Source organism: Sinorhizobium sp. 6-70, assembly GCF_030124375.1.
Taxonomy (GTDB): domain Bacteria; phylum Pseudomonadota; class Alphaproteobacteria; order Rhizobiales; family Rhizobiaceae; genus Sinorhizobium.
In genome coordinates, this window is sequence record NZ_JASKLS010000003.1 from 492,476 (window position 1) to 509,822 (window position 17,347).

Below are 17,347 nucleotides of genomic sequence, written 5' to 3' on the forward strand. Positions count from 1 at the left end.
GGCTCCTAACGTTCGACCATGTCGAGTGGTGACATTCCCGCGCGTGCCTTGGCCAGGCGCGACGACGCTTCCGGATTGTCAAGAAATATAGGGCGCACGGCTGGCACACCAAGCAGGCCGCGGGCGCTTAGTTCCTGCATCACGCCGAAATGCGAAGCGGCGATCTTTCCCATCCAGAAGGGCTCCAGGGCGCCATCAGCCGCCAAATGGGCGAGGAGTTGCAGAAGGCCGCGCAGGTAGATCGCATCCTTGGCGAGCCCCCCGCTGCGATAAACGCGCAAGACGACGTTGAAGGCATCGGCCTTCAAGAACCCGTGATCTTGAACCAGCAGTCTATAGGCTTCCGGCAGCGATGCGCCATCGAGCATTGCGGCGCAGGCAACCACGCGGGCTGCGATGAGGCGCAGCCGCTCGTGGCTCATGCCACCTGTCAGAAACTCCGCAAAGACCGCCAATCCCTCTTGCATGCCTTCGTACCCGGCGAGGCCGGAGCGGAACAGGCGCAAGCCTTGCGCCGAGCCATTGAAATAGGTCAGCAGATGGACGCCGACCTCGTGGCTCAAGATCGGTTCGACACGCTCCGCGTCCATGGCGGTGCTGCGTGCAATGAGGAGGCGGCTGCCCGACACCAGAAGGCCGGTGGGAAGATCGTCCCGCACCTCGACGGTGGCGTCGAAACCGGCATAGCGGCGACGGTATTCGGCAATCATCGCGCGCGCCTGTTGCTCGACGGAATAACAATCGGCATGTCGCTCCGCAACGCGCGATTCGGGGGCTGTATCGGTGGCGCCGTCGCGGGTTCGTGCAAGGATATCCTGCGCTGTCCGCAACAGTTCCGGCTCGACGGGACCGTAGAGGGCGCGGCCGAACTCGATGAATGTTGCGCGCTCCCGGGCCGAGAGCAACGAAAGCTGAAGGTCGAGCTCCTGCTGCTTTTCGCGGTAGAGATGATAAAGCACCGGATCTTCGAGGTGGTCGAAGGTGATCGAGAAGAGCTTTTTCTTTGCCTTCTCGACCTGCAGCGTCAACGGCCGATAGAGAAAACGCGGAGGTCGCCGATACTCGCTTGCGGCAAACTCGCTCCAGGCTGCTTCGGCGTTGATGGGGGTCACGGCGAGCAGGAAATCGAAGGTCGAAGCAACTTCGTCGATACTGCGGTCTGTGCGCACCACGGCGTCGATGAAGGCCTTCCTGCCGAGCGCCCGATGCGTCGAGATGTTCATGCTTTTGGTAGCCCTGACGAAAGCCGCGAAGGCTTGCAGGCCGGCATCGAAGATGCTCGCGATCAGGCGTTCACGAAGCTGCGGATAGATGTTGCCGGACTCACGCTGCCGATAGATCGGCGCAAACCGCACGCGAAGACGGGGAAACGGCAGGTCCAGTCCTTCGGCTTCACGAATCTCGACACGTGGCGTACGGAACTTCGCTTCGGTCGCCTCGGCGGCATTGGCGAATGCCTTGGCGGCAATCCGCGCCGGTCCTTGCGGGGTTGCCGTGACCTCGATCTTGAACGGCGGAAGGTACGGCGCGTCGTCGGTCAACAGTTCGTCGCGGGCGAGTTCGCCGATTTCGAGGACCATGAATGCGCCAAGACGCCGCTTGAGCAGCCCGCCGACAGCTTCGATGACCAAGGCAGCAACGTTGGCATCTGGCGCAACGAGGTAGGAGGCATTCGCCTGGGCGATCTCGCGGGCAACCGGACCTTCGTCGTCGCCGGAGATGTGCAGGCAAAGAAAGGGCAGCGCGCGATCGATATGCAGCCGTCCGCCATCCGGAAGGTCTTTTCGTACAGCCTTGTCGGCTTTGATGCTCGCCAGCGCCTCGGCGAGCCAGTCGGGCGTATCTGCCGTATCCCTGGGGGCGGGCGCGGCGGAACGTTTCATCGGCCCGCTCCCAAAGCGTTGATCAGTGACGGCAGTGTCGATGCGACAAGCTCCCTCAGCGCCGCAAGCGCCTCCATGTTCGGTTCGCCCGTCCACTCGTCCATGAAGAACTTCTTGAATTCGACGGCAATCGCGCAGCCTGTGTCGGGGAAGCGCTCATGGATGAAGCGCGTTTGTTCACCTCTGCCCTGAAACGCGATATTTTCGCGTATGTCGAGGCGTCGTCCTTGCCAGTCAACGGTGCCCAAGGCCTCGACGAAAGCATCCACGACCCGGGCCCATTTCACGCGATCCATCGAAAATGTGCCGATGTTGACCTCCGGCGCCGCTTCCGCCCGCATTGCTTCCGCTTGAGGACCGCCGCGCCGGTGGTTGTAGCTATGGACGTCGAGAACGACGAAGCGTCCATGGCGCCGCTCGACGCCCGCGAGCATGGCCTCCAGCATGGCGTAATATTCGTCATGCATCGCCAGCGACGCTTCGACCAAATCTTGCGGGGGCTTGACGGTCCAGACATTGAGACCCCAGGCCTGCTCCGGCCGCACATATATCGCACCATCGCGGGGGCGATTGATATCGACCTCGAATCGCGACCGATGAACGACAATCCGGTTCGGGAAATCACGGATGATGAACTCGGTGAACGGATCCTCCTCGCGCTGTCGTTCCGCGGCCGAGAGAGCAAGAAGACATTCGACCTCGCCGCGCACCGCGTGGCCATTGTGAATGGCCGTGGCGACAATCGGCGAGTCACCGCGATGCTGAGTCCACCATTCGTCGTCGAGAGACGCCGTCAACACCTTGCTGGGGCAATCCCATCTATTCATCTTGACGCTTTCGCAGCCGCATTCCGCGTATCGGTGACATGGCTACAATTCAGAAACGAAGTTTTCTGTTCCGCGCGTGGGCGCAAAAATTCACCCGCCGGAGCGGCACACGCTGGCACTGGTGCGGACTCAGCCGGGCCTTGCCTTATGCGCGATTGATCGTCGGCAGCAGGAGTTGCACCTCGCGCTGTCTCTCCGGCCCGAGACTTTCGACGTTTTTCCTCCAGAACGCCTCGGCTGCCGCAGGCTCAGGCTCCCAGTTTCTGACCGAGGTCTGATTATCGTCGATCACCACGCGGCGATGACCGCCAAGGCGCAGATATTCCTCTGCCAATTTGCAAGCGTTTGTTTGTTCCATGGCCCTCACTCCAGGTTGTTCCCGGATGCTCGGCTCGGCGGCGCCTCGCCGGATACTGCATATCCGAAACGTTCCGGGCGCACGGACGTTCCCGAAACGCAGGCCTTCGGGACATGAGGCGTTCGTCCAACCGAAGTCCATGATATTTATACGCGCTTGGCGCCGCCTTGTTCAACTGTGGGAAACCGTTGATGTTGTCGCTCGGCGAGTCCACCCAGGCTTCGCCGAGTCTCCCCCGTTCTGGCTCGACGCGTAGCCGCGCATGATTGAGGCCGATAATGCCTTCGGCGAATCCGTGTGGTACCATTCGGCGTTTCATCAGGCCGGGCGGCGCATGCATCGGAAGCTGGCTGCAATTCTGGTTGGGGACTTTGTGGCTTCCACGTCGGCGATGGAGCTCGACGAGGAGCAGACGATCGCGCGTGTCGTGGACTGCATGAGCCTCATCGGCGAAGTCGTGACGAGTTTTGGCGGCAGGGTCTTCAGCACCGCAGGAGACGCGATCCTTGCCGAATTCTCGAGCCCCGTGAATGCGCTGAGGGCGGCGATGGAAGCGCGTCTGGCGATCGGGTCGGTGCCGCGCACTTGCGTGCATGACATGCGCTTCGGCCTGCATCTCGCCGATGTCGCGATCGTCGGCGACGACTTGCGTGGCGACGGTGTGAATATTGCCTCGCGTATCGAAGCCTCCGCCGAACCGGGCGAGATCGAGGTCTCAGAGGCGCTCTACGATCAGGTCCGCCGCGTATCACCCTGCGCTTTTGAAGCGATCGGTGAACGGCATCTGAAGGGCGTGTCGGAGCCGATCCAAATCTACCGCGTCGGCGCGGCCATGGACCGCCACCGTTTCCAGGTCGCGCCGACCAAGGCACCGTCGCCTTCATTGGTCAGGCCGAACTCGGTGGCGGTCGCACCGTTCACGACCGCATCGATCGCAGATCAGAACCAAACCTTTCTCGCGGAAGGGATGACCGATGATCTGACGCTCGAACTCAGCCGGCTGAAGAGCCTTTTCGTCACCTCGCGCTCAGCCTCGACGGTGTTGCGAACGACCGATCCGGTGGAAATCGGTAGATCGCTTGGCGTGCGCTATGTTGTGGCAGGCTCCGTACGTAAGGCCGGCGGCTATATCCGGCTCAACATCTCGCTCGCAGAGACGGAGCAGGGGCATCTGATGTGGTCGGATCGCATTCAACGCCCCTTCGAGGAAATTCTCGACGTCATGGACGAGATCACCGCCCGCGTTGCAGCAACCGTTTCTGGTCGGATCGAACAGTCCGAACTCGCTGCGGCCCGTCTGAAGCGGCCGGAAAGCATGTCCGCCTACGAACATTATCTCCGCGGCCTCGACCACCATCGGCTAGCGGGAGTAGCCGACTTTCACCTTCACGAAGCGATGCACTGGTTCGAGAAGGCGATGAAGGCGGATCCGAGCTTCGGCCGGCCCTTCGCCATGCATGTCTGCTCTTGGAGTTCGCTGCCGAGTTTCGATCTCCGTCTCGGCGAACTGCAGACGGGTCATGCGCTGGAACTCGACCCGACGGACCCGGAGGCGCACCGCGTCATGGGCGCGATCAAAATGAAGAGGGGCGATTTCGCTGCCTCGCGCTTTCATCACGAGAAAGCCATCGAGATGGCGCCCAACGACGCTTACACGATCGGGCGATGCGCCGCGTTTTATCTCTTTGCGGGCGAGCCCGAACGAGCCCTGCAACTGCTCGATCGTGCGGAAACACTCGACCCGTTTCTTCCGGTTTGGATAACAGAGGAGCGCGTCGCGTCGCTTTACGCGCTCGGACGTTACCAGGAGATGTTCGAGGTCTCTCACAAGCTGCCATTCCAGACTCGACGCACCTATGTCTACCGGATTGCAGCGCGCATGGCCTGTTCCGACCTCGATCGGGCCAAGCAACTCGTCTCGCAGGCCCTTGCGCTCGACCCGATGCTCTCCGTCGAGTATTTGCGCAACCAGGAGCTTTTTGAGGATGCTGCGATAACCGCGGGCCTGGTAGATCGAACGCGTGCCGCAGGGCTCCCGGCTTCACCGGCGACAGGCGAGCCGCCTCGCGAAAGCTCTTCGCATATTCGCAACGACCTGGCCCAAGGCGCGCTGTCGCAATGATCGCCAACGCTTTCACGGCGGTCCTGGTCGCGAAGCCGGTGGACTACTGAGATTATCCTGCTGCGCGATCCGTTACCGACTCGCCTTCAATCGGCATCGCTACTCGGTGTGCGGGGGCGCCTCGATCGCCCAGCTAGGATCGGCTCCGGACGGATGGTCCATGAAAAAGACCCAGGTTCCATCGGGAAGTCGGCGATGAACCTCCATGCCGTGGTGATGCACTTCGGTCGGTTGGCCGTGCCTGTCGACCCCCTTGATCAGCCATTGAGAACGGGTCATCGCGAAATCGCCTGCGACCGTCGTATGGTGGGTGACCACATCCATGTGTGGCTTGAGGCCTATATAGGCCGCCATTGTCTCGCGGATGCCGTCGGCCCCGCGAGCGACCCTGGTCCCGCCGTGGACCGCATCGACCTGCACGATCGAGGCGTCCGGATGATACATTGCTGCCGCAGCCTCGACATCCTGCGCGTTGAAGGCGCGAGCGAGCCAAAGATTGCAGAGTTCAGGGGAGGGAGCGCCCATGGAAAGCCTCCTTTGGTTCGAATTCAGTTGCCTGTCGCAACGAGGATAGCCGCAACATCGGTGCAAAGCCCGTTGGTATTCCACCAGTCTCGCTTGCAGGATTGCAAGAGGGAAGGGGCAGTTCCTCGCTGATCGATAGCCGCGTGCTAACGGGGCCGACGGCTTCGAGCTCTTGGCAGGTCGTCTCTAAGGCGGCAGCGACGTCCGGTCCGTGATTTCGCCGATGGCGCTTGCGTGACCGCAAGTACCACCAGTGTTACAAATGGATCATGGATGACTGGAATGCGCTCCGGCTGGTGCTGGCCCTGCAGCGGGAAGGCAGCCTGACGGCCGTCGCGAAAAGGCTCGGCATCGATCATTCGACCGCGTTCCGGCGCCTTAACGCGCTGGAGGCGAGCATCGGCGTGCGGCTGTTCGAGCGGCTGCCCGGCGGGGCCTATCGACCGACGATGGCCGGCGAGCGAATGGCCGCTGCGGCGGAGCGCATGGAGGATGAGGCACTCTCGCTTGACCGCGACATAACCGGCCGCGATCACCGGCTTTCCGGTCTCTTGCGCGTAACGTCATCCGAAACGCTCGCCTACCGCGCGCTGACACGCCACATCGCGGTGTTCCGGCGGGCCCATCCCGGCATCGTCGTCGAATTGGTCATCGACAACCGCGTGCTCAGCCTGTCGCGTCGCGAAGCCGACATCGCGCTCAGGCCGATCCGGCCAAGGGAGGGCGATCTGTGGGGTCGCAAGCTCGCCGATGTGGCATGGGCGCTCTATGGGGCGCCGACCTATTTCGAAGCCCATGGTGGTGCCATCGCCGGGCCGGGCGATCTATGTCGTCACGCCATTATCGGCTGGGAGGAGACGACGGTGGGAATTGAAGCGGCCGATTGGCTTGGGCGCGTAGTGCCCCCTGAAGCCTTCGTCTATCGCACGAACAGCCTCGTCAACCAGCTCGTCGCTGCCAAGGCCGGCATCGGTCTCGCGCTTCTGCCCTGTTACCTTGGCGACAACGAACGCGGCCTCATGCATGCGCTGTCCGAGCCACTGTCGGACCTGTCGGGCGAGCTTTGGATCGTCACGCACGCCGATATCAAAGGCGCAGCCCGCGTGCGCGCCTTCTTCGATCTTGTTGGCGAGGGCCTGGCCCGCGAGCGCGAGCTGTTCGAAGGGCGCCGGATGATGGAAGGGTGTGCAGTCCGCAGGACCTGAAGTTCCTGTCGTCTGCTCAAGAGCTGCGGCAGCCGAAGCGACTTGAGAGTTCTTAGAGTGCGCGAGCCATGCGGCTTTCGAGCTCCTGTAGGCGCCACGCGAAGCCTGGATCACCCGGCCGCAGCGCGACGACCTCGGCCAGCTTGTCGCGTGCAACGCTGAGTTCGCCGTCGCGGATATGGCGGTTGGCGCGATGATAGAGAAAGTTCACCCGTTCGACAGGCGAAAAGCCGCTACCGAAGCGCCGATGAAGCCGGTCTGCCCAGGCGGGATGCCGGGCGATCGCCATGACTGCTATCTGATAGGGACGCATGGGCGCATCGACCCGGGCCGAGCGAGCGAGGATGCGCAGGCCCGGGGTGTCGTCGGCACGGCAGGCCTCGATAAGCGAAAGGGCGCGCGTCGTTCCGGTGAATGCCCGGACAGTGCCATGTCCCGTCATATGCACGGGAATGAGGCGCGTATCCCGTTGCAGCGTGGCAATCCGCTCCGCGTGGCGGCGATCGACGGCATGGAAGGGGTCGTAGAAAATATAGGCCCGGCCGGCGGTTTGGTCGGCGGCAATTGGCATGTTGGCGTGGAGGTCGGGCACGTGATGGCGGGTGAACCGGTTGTCGAAAGGCACAGACGTGGGGTCTATCGAAAGTTGCGGACAAAAGGCGATGGCGACCGTGGCGTTGAAGCGCCGCCGGTAGCGCAGTGCCGCATAGCCGCCTTGCGAATGGCCGTAGAGGATGCGCTCCGACGCTGTGCGAAGTATCGATGCCGCCGCGCTCGCCGCCTTCACGACGCTTGCCGCCGGGAACCAGTTCGGTCGCCTGCTGATGAAACCGAGCGCGGCGATGTCTGCCTTTTCGCAGAACCGCTGACCCCAGAAGCGACTGCCGTTCGCCTGCATTTCCATTTCATTGAAGGTGACGAGAAGATACGCCGACGATCCGGGGCGATGTATCACCTCGAGGTTTTCGTCGGAATAGATGAGCATGTGGAGTCTCCGGGACAATTTGGGCCGCTCCGCGAACTCGTTGTGCTTCACCCTTCGGGAAACATGACGCGCTTGCTCCCAAAGGTTTCAGGCGGTCAGTGGGACCGGATCGTAGTGTCCGCCATTCATCGCGCTCCGTTTTTCTCTGAGTAGCCGGCGATAGAGGTCCGCGTGGGCGCGAGCGGCGTCGACATGGCTCGCCGGCGGCCGCAGGGTTGCATGCAGCCGATCCCAAGCCTGTGGCCCGCGCACCGCTTCGATGAGGCGATCGGCCAGGTCCTGCGCGCTGCCGGCGCGGAAATGCAGGCCGTCCTTCCCGTCCCGAACTTTTTCGGCCATTCCGCCGATGTCGGAGCAGATGATCGGCCGACGGTGGTGCAACGCTTCCTGGATGACCATCGGCGAGTTCTCCCACCAGGTGGACGGCAGTACCACCCAGTCGACGGAACGCATCAGCCGCGGCATGTCCCCGTTTTGATAGGCACCGTAAAAGCGCACCCTGCGGCCGGCCTCATCGATGAGCTTCTTGACCCGGTCCTGGAATTCGGTTGGCTGGCGTTCAAGGTTGCCGCCGAATATCGTCAGGCAGGAATCCTCGCCCCAAACCTCCTGCGGCACGCGTGAAACGGCATCGATGAGCACATCGATGCCTTTGAAAGGTGTCATCTGCCCGAAATAGGCGAAGCGGTTTCGTCTGGCGGTCTGGGCCGGTAGGTCTCGCACCGGCGCGATCTCGCCAGTCACTATCCCGTTGTCGACGACGGAGAGTTTCTCCGCGTCGATTCCCCATTCGACATACCGCGTGGCGAGGAACATGCTGGGCGAGACGAAGGCGTCGGCAAGACCGAGCATGCCGCGCAGGAACTGTTCGCGCTTCAGGAAACGGGACACCGGGATTTCGGGAAAGCATCCGTGGCAGCCGATGGGCGAAGCCCTGCTGCAGAGTTGGCCGGAAGGCCGCTTCACCATTTGCCCGTGATTGTGGCAGATCGAAAGATATTCGTGGAAGGTCACCACGATGATCGCTTCCGGCAGTGCCTGGCGAAGGGCGTAGAGGGCCTCCACCCCCATGCCGATCAGGTGATGGAAGTGAACCACATGGGGGGTGAGATCGCCGACAAAGCGCAGGAGGTCGCGACGGATTGCTTCGGTATCGCCGTTGGAGAGGAAGAAGTGGTCGTAGTCGTCGGCGTGGAAGAGGACTTCATCCGGCGCGAGACGGTGGCTCATGAGCGCCGACGCACCGTGGCGCGGGAAAGGATGGCCGACGCGCGCCAGATAGATCGATTCAACCCCCGGCAACGTGTTGAGGCCCTTGTGAAGGCTATGGGACGCCGTCTCCGCCCCGCCAAGCGACATTGTCGGATGACCATGTGAAACAACGAGAACACGGAGCCGATCGCTCATGCGGAGACCTCTTCGAACCAACTGTCGTGGCGAGCCGGAGCCCAGCGGGAAGCGAATATTCTTCGATCGATCCGCTCCACGAGGGGAGCGAGTGCCGCCGTCGCTGCGCCGGACGATTCATCAGCCCCCAGCATCTGCACCAATGGCAGCCAGTACGAGGGTATTCCGGAGCGGCTGAGCCTCAGGCCAAGATCCAGGCCCTTTTGCTGAGAACCGAGGTAGCCGCCGGAAAAGCCTCCGGCGATGAGGAAGGCCTCGCGTGGCATGATGCAGCACTCGAAAGATGCCGCCGCGACCTGGGTCAAGTTGAGGCCGGTCACGGCGCTTAAGGGGTAGCCGGCATAGCGGCTCGACGCCGGATATTCGGATTGCTCGGCCGGCCAGCTTCCGGCCCAGCGAACCGAGTGATCCTCATAGGCAAGCGTGGGGGAAATGACGCCCCCCTGCGTGCCATGGGCGGCGACGAGCTTGCCGTACCATCCGGCCCGGAGCGGCAACAGCGAGCCGGCAAGCAGAACCACCGTCTCATGCGACAGCGCCCGGACCCCCGCTTCCAGAAGGTCGTAGAGATCGCCGCTCTCCTCAGCCGCCATAAGCTTGAGCGACAGCCGGTAGAATTGCGCGAGTTCTTTGATGCGGCCGGCCTGTCGCCGAAAGCGTTCTGCGGGCAGGACGAGCGCGATAGGCGCAAGGCGGGTTTCGGGATCGAGGGCCAGGAGTCCGAGGATGGGAGCCATATCTCCGTCTTCGGAGTCCTCAGGGGCTATGATGATCGGCGGACCTCCTGCCTGCTCGAACGGACCCGCGTCGACGGAGGCACCGATCGATGGAGAAGTCCTCTCTGATGCGCACAGGAAGGGAACGATCTGGCGATCGACAATTTCTGCGATCCCCCAGTGTTGCGGATCGATGGCACTGATCTGGCGAAGGACGGCCAAGCGGGGCGGAACGCGGATCGGTGTGAGCGGCATGAAGGCGCGACGAGAATCCGTCAGCGTCAGCTCCAGATGGAGGGCTGTCGCCGAATCCCAACCGCTCGCAAAGGCGATGAACCCGTGGGGATGGCTTCCATGTCCGAATGCGCTCCGGAACGCCGGCTCATCGGTGAACGCGTCCGTCACGTCGGAGCGCTCCAGCCGGCTCCAGTGATCGTCGAGCCGCGTTGCTGCCCGTTCGCCACAGAGCTTGACGCTTTGCACGTGCGCTTCGGGGTCAAGCAGCCAGCCCGAGATCAGGAATGCGCCTCGGCTCACCTGAAAGGCGCTGTCTATTCCCATCCGAACCGGGACGGGAAGCGCGGAGACCGTTTCGCGGCCCTCAAAGCTGTTTGCGGCCGAGCGCAGTTGCAGGAGAACCTGCGGCGAGCCGCGGGTCTGAAGCAGCAGGGCGCGAATATGCCCGGGTGTCTCCGAAGGCCCGGCGATCTGGCGGTGCTCATGAAGCGGCGCGTACCGCCAGCCTCCACGCCCGCGATAGACGAGTCCCTCGATGTCACGGACCCGAAGCGGTTCTTTTGTCGATAGCAGTCCGACGAAACCCGAGCCTCCCGCCGGAACGTCCTGACGGAGAAAGGTTGCAATCCCACAGTCGCAAACGACAGGCTTGCCGCTGTTCACCGCCACGCGGCAAACGCCGGGTTCGATGATGCGGCCCCATCCCTTGACGAAAATAACTCCGTCGTGGGTTTCGCCAACGAGTTCTACGAAACCGTCGCTCCCCTTGCGGGACTGCAAAAGAGCGATTATCGCGGCGAGCCTTCGCGGTCCTATGGGTCCTTGCATAAGCCCGTCGACCAGCGAATCGAGTAATCCTCCGAGTTGCTCCCCGGCGAGCTCCGCCAGGAGCGCGGCGGCATCGCGCACCGGGATTGGCCGCGGGGCGAAGATGTATCGCTTGCTGCCGGCCTCGTCCTCTCCGAGGCGAAGCGTCGTGAGCGGGCTATCGGTGTCTTGCATCTGCAGCAGCGCCGCGAACCCATGCGTTGCCGATCTCGCAGGCGAGGCCAAGCGCCAGCCGATGATAGAGGCAGTCACTCGGGTGACGTCGTCGTTGATCTCCGCCAACAGTGTTCCGGCCATTGGTTCGCCGGTACCGATGACGAGCAGAAATCCTTCGTCGATGGGGCAAGCGAGGACTCGTCCGCCCTTCATGATCCTGGTGGCAAGCTGCGAAGCCAAAGGAAGTGCTTGTTCTACCGCGACCATGTCGAGCCCTTACGCGCCGGTGAAAAGCGCGAGGGCAGCGCCGGCGGCGAAGCCCACGAGAACGAAAAGCAAAAGCAGCAAGGGTTTCAACTCAGTGTTCGAACGCTTCTGCAAGCCGCCGAGGTTCTTCTCCATTGCCGCCACGACGCCGTCGAGGCGCATGAGGTGGACATCGAGGTCGTCCAGCCGCTGCGCGACCTCTGCGCGGAGGTTTGCAACGGCGTCGCCGATGGCGGTTAATCCCTGTGTCTCGATCTCGCCGCTCACATCGTTCGGCGTGCGCAGAAGAGAGCGTTGTGACACCTGCAATTGTCGCTGCGCTGCCATCAGGATGTCGAGCTTGTCGAGAACCTTTGTCAGCGGCGCGGCAATGAGAGCTTCGGCGGCCTGCTCGTCGGGGCGGGGAACACGCAGCCTCTGCTCCGAGCCTCGCCCATCCAGGGCCGTCACGACGAGGTCGCCCGTACGCGCGGCAGCCGCCTCCGGCAGCGCGATCTCGAAGGCGTGGCTGCCGTCCCCGATGCCGTTGCGCTTGAGGTCGGGGCGATTGCGGTCGGCGACCGCCTCGGCAATCACGCTGCCATCGAGGATCACTCGGATGGTGAGCCGCTGGTTGGGCGCCGCCGGATCAAATGCCCAACCGAAGACGCGGCCCTGGTCGATCGCGTCCACGCGGCCATTCATGGGCCTCGCATTGTCCTGTTCCGGGGCGGCAGTTGATTTTTCGGCAACAACAGACATCGACTTTCCCCTATGCCGCTTCGATACGCGCGGGCTCGATCGCGTCGATCAGCTCGAGATAGCGTCGTGCCGTCGTATCGATGTCGTCGGGCTGGCGGGCGTTTGCGGAAAGGCGCTGGCCCAGGGCCGGGTCTTCCGCGAAGCGTCGAATGGCGGATGCCAGCGCGCGCGGATCGTTGGGTGCGACTGTGAGACCATTGACGCCGTCCTCGATCATCTCGGCCATGCCGCCGATGTTGCTGACGATGACCGGACGACCAAGGGCCTGCGCCTCCTGGATGACCAGTGGCGCGTTCTCCCACCAGATCGAGGGAACGATCGTGCAGTCGACCGCGGCGATGAGGTCGGCGACATCTTCGCGGCGATAGGGACCGCGCTGCTGCACCACCGGTGCCGTTTCGCCGAATAAGCGTGCAAGCTCTTCCGTGAACCTTTCGCTCTGGAAGGGAGCACCACCGTGAACGCGCAGCTCGAACGGTACGCGTTCGGCAATGAGCTGTCTCGCCGCCTCCAGCAGCGCCGGCACGCCCTTCCACGGATTGAGATTGCCGAAATAACCGAAGACGGGTCGGTCTCCATTGATCGGAGGCGCGCTGGCGCGTGCGTCTCTGCGTGGCAAACCGTTCGGAATGACGCTGATCGCATCTTCATCGAGCCCCCATTCAATGAAACGCTGCCGAAGGAAGCGGCTCGGTGCAACGAAACGGTCCACTTCGCGAAGCAGAGCCTTCAGATGACTTTCGCGCAGCACGAACCGGTCGAGGGCGATGTCCTTGAAACAGGCGTGGCAGCGGTCGGGGGTTGCTTTGTGGCAGAGTTCCTTGCCGGACGTGCGCACCATCAGGCCATCGTGGTGACAGATGGGATAATAGTCGTGCAGTGTCATGACGATCCGGCATTCAGGCAGTGTGCGGCGGACGATATGCGGGAACTCCGCGCCGAGCAGGAGCAGGTGGTGGATGTGCACCACGTCCGGCCGGAACTCACGCAGCAATTCCGCGAGATCGGGAACCACGCCATAGAGATCGATCTGGCTCATGAAGAGCCGGTCGAAGTGACCGGACCACAACAACACTTCATCGCCTGCCGGGCCGATCCCCTGAAAGCTCGTACCGGGACGCGCTTGGCGATGGATCTGGTTCGTGGCGCCGAGAAAAAGCGTTTCGCAGCCCGCCCGCCGATAGGCGCGGAACAGGTCGTGCGCGAAGATCTCGGTGCCTCCGGGATGGAGTGCCGGATGGTTATGGGCGGCAACGAGAACACGCATGCTCAAGCGCCGTTCCCCCGGTGCTCGGCAACGAAGACGTCCTGATAATGATCCGCTGCCTGCCCGCGCCAGGAGCCGAGCGATTTTGTGACGGCTGTGAGGCCGGCCCGGCTGAGGGCACCGTCGAGGAAGCCGTCGTCGAAACCCACCGCGGCAAGCTGCGGCAGATCGGGCACGAACCAGCAGGGCCCGTCGCCATCGCGCTGAAACCCCAGGCGCGGATCGCGCCTGCCTGTTTCATTCGCGGCGGCAACCGAGTCGACAACGAAGGCGGTCATGAACAGGCGTCCGCCCGGCCGCAAGAGCCTGCCGATCTCGCTCAGATAGACGAGGACCTCGTCCGGTGGCAGGTGAGTCACGATCGATGTCATGATGACGAAATCGAAGTGACGATCGGCGTAGGGTAGTCTCAGTGCCTTGCCGCTGATCTTGCCTTGCGGATTGTAGAGGTCATGCGCGATGTCGACCCGCTGGAACACGAAGTTGGGATAGGCGGGAGTGATGAAACGCCGGCACCAGGCGATACCGCCTTCGACGGGGTCGATGCCGCTGTAGCGCCCCTTCTCGAAGTCCAGATACTGGGTGAGCGGAACCGCCATCCGACCGATACCACAACCGATGTCGAGCACGCGGCTTTCCGGTTGCAATCCGCCCATCCGGATGAAGTGGCCCAGGAATTCGGCACCCACCGCCTTGAAGTCACCATCGCCGACGAAGACGCTGTTGGGGGCCGGTTGCGGCAGGAAGCGGTTGCTGAGGATGCTGCCCAGTAACCACTGAACCCGATCCTCACTGGCGGGAATCGCCGATGCCGGCACGCTCTGTCGACGTAGGGCGATCTCGCTCATGCGGCACTCCTTGCTTCCGCGTCGCCGCTGAGGGACGCGATTGTGTCATTGCCGCTGCCGGCAGCCATCAGGTCGGCGATGTCGTCGTTCCAGCGCTCGGTGTGCAGCCACGAATTGTATTGGCTGGCGACACCGCGCATGTAATCCTGGCTGCGGCGGATCGAGCGGCGCTCAAAATGATAAAGGCACGCCGATGGCTCATAGCCGATGTCGTAGCCGCACCGACGGATCTTGAGGCACAGATCGCTGTCCTCGTAATCGCCGATGACATAGTCCTCGGTGTATCCGCCAACGCGTTCGTAGATATCCCGCCGTGTGACCAGGCACGCGCCGGTAACGCCGGGAACGGAGCGGCGGACCTGCGCCGGCGCATAGTCACCCGGCATGCCCTTGTGGAAGTGGTGGTTGAGCCACACGCCGTGCCGGTCGCGCGCAAAGTAAAGCCCGGCATGCTGCAGCGAACCGTCCTCGAAGAGGAGCTTCGGACCGACGGCGCCGAGCCCTTTCTGTTCCATGAGCGGCCGTATGAGCGCCTGCAACCAACCGGTTGCCGTGGGCACGACGTCGGAATTGAGCATCACGAGCATCGTGCCTCGCGCGAAGCGCGCACCGGCGTTGCAGGCTCGTGCATAGCCGCCATTGCGGTTCATGACCACGAGCTTCATCGGTAGGCCGTGGAGGAGATGGAAGCCGCCAAGCAGATGTTCCGTCTCGTCCTGGATCTCGGGGGAATCCAGCACGTAGATGATTTCCGCGTTGCGCGCGAGCCAGGGATCGGTCGCCATGCCGGAGAGCTGAAAGCGCAGGAAATCGAGAACCCGGTAAAGCGGCACGACAATCGAGACCATCGGTGCCTGCTGCGGCAGGCCGTAGTCCTTCGTGTAGTCGACGTCTATTGTCCTGCCCAACCTCCGTTCCACATCCTGCAGAGCGGGCGCAAGTATCGTGCGGAAGGCTTGGTCGATGGCGTGCTGCGGCGGGACTGCGCGCAGGATGCGATTGCGTTGCGTCGTAGGCTCGAAGGGCTGTGGCTTCGGCACGAGGGGTTTCACTGCGCCGGAGGCGAGGCGCATCTGGAAGCGCGGCTGGAGGAGGGCGCCCAACGGCTCATTGAGCGGCAGCCAGGCGACAAAACCGGTCACGTCGGTTCTCGAGTTCTCGTCGGTTCCACGCGCCCAGGCGGGAAACTCATACCAATTGCCGTCGAGCGGCATCACCGTGCCGTCCTCTTTCAGGTAATCGACTCCGGCGAGAATACCTGTCGGGTCTCGTGACCAGCCGCCCGCGAGCAGGCCGCCTGAAAGGGCGAGAGCAAGATCGACCTCCGCGGCGGGATGCATCGGGGATTTGCCGACCTGCCGCGAAGGCAGCGGGGCTCGAAGCTGCAGGTCGACTGCCATCGCCGCACCGCCCTCCGGCATGCCTGACAGTGAGCGTACGACAAACTCCCGAAGATCGGGTGCGCGGCCGCCTTCGCTCCACCAGGCTTGGAGGTTCGGATAGCGGGGGTTGCCGCGTGCCACTTCCCGGACCGCAATGCCCCTTTTGCCCTGCAGGACCAAGGAGTGGGGAAGCCTCGCACATTCGACGATCAAGTGGCACGGCCGCAGGTTCTTGTCCCCTCGGCCGCTGACAAGAAACTGCGAGGTCAGCGGCAGCACGGCGTTCGGGCCCAAGCCATAGACCGCGCTGATCTCGCCGAAATCAGGACTGATTGCGGTCTCGACAAGGTATCGGCCTTCAGCGACGGGGCAGGCGACCTTGGCGAGCCTCGGCCGTGAGGCGAGCGCGTGAAGTGCGTCCTCAACGACGCCGACGAAAAGCGGGTCCCCGGAAAGTCGGAACGCACTTCGCCAGGCCGTTAGAAGATTGCTCAGGAACTTGATGCAGCCCTCCGGCGCAATGTCGGCAAAAAGGGCCTCGACGTCGAAGGGGGGCAGTTCACCGATGGGCCTCAGCATAACCGTTTGAAGGCGGCCGCTCTCGGTTGAGATCTGCGCGGGGGCCGGTTGCTTGCCGGGGCGCATGGCCCAGAGGATGCGATGGCCGCCGGTGACAAGCGAAAGGGTGGTGCTCACAAGCGGGACCGGTTGGTCATGCATGACGAGCGTGCACTTGGCTGCGGACAGCAACCTGGCAGGAACATCAAGGATCAATACGGCTACATCGGAGCCGAGCCGAAAGGCCTTCGCGTCGTCGTAAACAACGCTGGCGCCTTTCGTGCGGTCGTCGAACGTCACACGCCACTCCTCTGGACGGATTGCAGAAGATGGCACGCCCCGCGGGAGGAGGCAGGGCGCGCCCGTTCAAACTCAGTGGATGGTGAAATAGTTTCCGGGATGAGCCTGAATGTCTTCGGCGTCCGCGTTCACCAGCGTCAACGTGTCGCCATGGCCGAGGTCGATCACGACATTGCCGCCGACCTGGGTGATGCGCGAAGCCAGGTCCTCGGGCGCGGTGACGTCTAGCCCGTTGATGCCCTTGGCGATCTGCAGCACGTCCTCGCCGGGGGTGAAGTCGAGGATGACGTCGTTGCCGCCACCGCCATCGAAAACGAAGACATCGCTGCCCTGACCGCCGACCAGGAGGTCGTTGCCTTCGCCGCCATTGATGATGTCGTTGCCGGCGCCACCGTAGAGCAGGTCGCTGCCCTTGCCGCCGACGAGGAAGTCGTTGCCTTCGCCGCCGAGAAGGATGTCGTTGCCCTTGTCGCCGTCGAGCAGGTCGTCGCCCGCTCCGCCTACCAGGTTGTCGTTGCCCTTCTCACCATAGAGAAGATCTGTGCCTTCGCCGCCGAAAACTGTGTCGTTTCCGTCGCCGCCGAACAGCAAGTCGTCACCTCCGTCACCGAAGATGATGTCGTGCCCCTTGCCTCCGTTGACGAAATCATCACCGCCGTGGGCGCGAATGAAATCGTCAAAGCGAGAGCCAAACAGGGCGTCGTCGTATGCGCCGCCTTCCAAAGTGGCCATCTG

At 63.1% G+C, this 17,347-nt stretch carries 14 protein-coding genes; 2 read left to right on the plus strand and 12 right to left on the minus strand.

The features are described 5' to 3' along the window. Positions 1-5: 5 nt before the first annotated feature. The 3 genes from QN222_RS09445 to QN222_RS09455 all read right to left on the minus strand — a co-directional run bounded on the left by QN222_RS09445 (position 6) and on the right by QN222_RS09455 (position 3,068). A complete protein-coding gene (locus QN222_RS09445; RefSeq protein ID WP_283962324.1) occupies positions 6-1,883 on the minus strand; it encodes a flavohemoglobin expression-modulating QEGLA motif protein in 1,878 nt (625 codons plus the stop codon). Next, positions 1,880-2,710 (minus strand): N-formylglutamate amidohydrolase, encoded by an 831-nt coding sequence (locus QN222_RS09450; protein WP_283962323.1) that lies wholly within the window; start codon positions 2,708-2,710, stop codon positions 1,880-1,882. The genes QN222_RS09445 and QN222_RS09450 overlap by 4 nt, the downstream gene beginning before the upstream one ends. 145 nt (positions 2,711-2,855) lie before the next feature. Further along, positions 2,856-3,068: a hypothetical protein gene (locus QN222_RS09455; RefSeq protein WP_283962322.1), complete on the minus strand. Its 213-nt coding sequence runs from the start codon at positions 3,066-3,068 to the stop codon at positions 2,856-2,858. A gap of 262 nt (positions 3,069-3,330) precedes the next feature. Here QN222_RS09455 and QN222_RS09460 point away from each other — a divergent pair, with 262 nt between their 5' ends. Beyond that, positions 3,331-5,190, plus strand: coding sequence for an adenylate/guanylate cyclase domain-containing protein (locus tag QN222_RS09460; RefSeq protein ID WP_283962321.1), 1,860 nt, complete (start codon positions 3,331-3,333; stop codon positions 5,188-5,190). A gap of 99 nt (positions 5,191-5,289) precedes the next feature. On the opposite strand, the gene QN222_RS09465 is transcribed toward QN222_RS09460, so the two are convergent. Continuing rightward, the gene (locus QN222_RS09465) at positions 5,290-5,715 is read right to left on the minus strand and encodes a nuclear transport factor 2 family protein (RefSeq protein WP_283962320.1); all 426 of its coding nucleotides are present in this window, start codon (positions 5,713-5,715) and stop codon (positions 5,290-5,292) included. 269 nt (positions 5,716-5,984) lie between these two features. Between QN222_RS09465 and QN222_RS09470 the strand changes: the two genes are divergently transcribed. Then, the gene (locus QN222_RS09470) at positions 5,985-6,920 is read left to right on the plus strand and encodes a LysR family transcriptional regulator (protein WP_284005385.1); all 936 of its coding nucleotides are present in this window, start codon (positions 5,985-5,987) and stop codon (positions 6,918-6,920) included. Positions 6,921-6,972: 52 nt separating this feature from the next. On the opposite strand, the gene QN222_RS09475 is transcribed toward QN222_RS09470, so the two are convergent. The 8 genes from QN222_RS09475 to QN222_RS09510 form a co-directional block, all read right to left on the minus strand. Next, positions 6,973-7,905, minus strand: a complete 933-nt coding sequence (locus QN222_RS09475) for a hypothetical protein (RefSeq protein ID WP_283962318.1) — start codon at positions 7,903-7,905, stop codon at positions 6,973-6,975. 87 nt (positions 7,906-7,992) lie between these two features. After that, positions 7,993-9,312, minus strand: coding sequence for a glycosyltransferase family 4 protein (locus QN222_RS09480; RefSeq protein WP_283962317.1), 1,320 nt, complete (start codon positions 9,310-9,312; stop codon positions 7,993-7,995). After that, positions 9,309-11,516 carry a hypothetical protein gene (locus QN222_RS09485; protein ID WP_283962316.1) on the minus strand — a complete coding sequence of 736 codons (2,208 nt, stop codon included), beginning with the start codon at positions 11,514-11,516 and terminating at the stop codon, positions 9,309-9,311. Before QN222_RS09485 ends, QN222_RS09480 begins: the two co-directional genes overlap by 4 nt. Positions 11,517-11,525: 9 nt before the next feature. Further along, positions 11,526-12,257, minus strand: a complete 732-nt coding sequence (locus QN222_RS09490; RefSeq protein ID WP_283962315.1) for a hypothetical protein — start codon at positions 12,255-12,257, stop codon at positions 11,526-11,528. A gap of 10 nt (positions 12,258-12,267) precedes the next feature. Further along, complete coding sequence (locus QN222_RS09495; RefSeq protein ID WP_283962314.1) at positions 12,268-13,530, minus strand: glycosyltransferase family 4 protein; 1,263 nt, start codon at positions 13,528-13,530, stop codon at positions 12,268-12,270. Continuing rightward, positions 13,527-14,372 carry a class I SAM-dependent methyltransferase gene (locus QN222_RS09500; RefSeq protein WP_283962313.1) on the minus strand — a complete coding sequence of 282 codons (846 nt, stop codon included), beginning with the start codon at positions 14,370-14,372 and terminating at the stop codon, positions 13,527-13,529. The genes QN222_RS09495 and QN222_RS09500 overlap by 4 nt, the downstream gene beginning before the upstream one ends. Continuing rightward, positions 14,369-16,612, minus strand: a complete 2,244-nt coding sequence (locus tag QN222_RS09505) for a glycosyltransferase family 2 protein (RefSeq protein ID WP_283962312.1) — start codon at positions 16,610-16,612, stop codon at positions 14,369-14,371. Before QN222_RS09505 ends, QN222_RS09500 begins: the two co-directional genes overlap by 4 nt. Positions 16,613-16,684: 72 nt before the next feature. Then, positions 16,685-17,344, minus strand: coding sequence for a calcium-binding protein (locus QN222_RS09510; protein ID WP_283962311.1), 660 nt, complete (start codon positions 17,342-17,344; stop codon positions 16,685-16,687). Positions 17,345-17,347 lie beyond the last annotated feature (3 nt).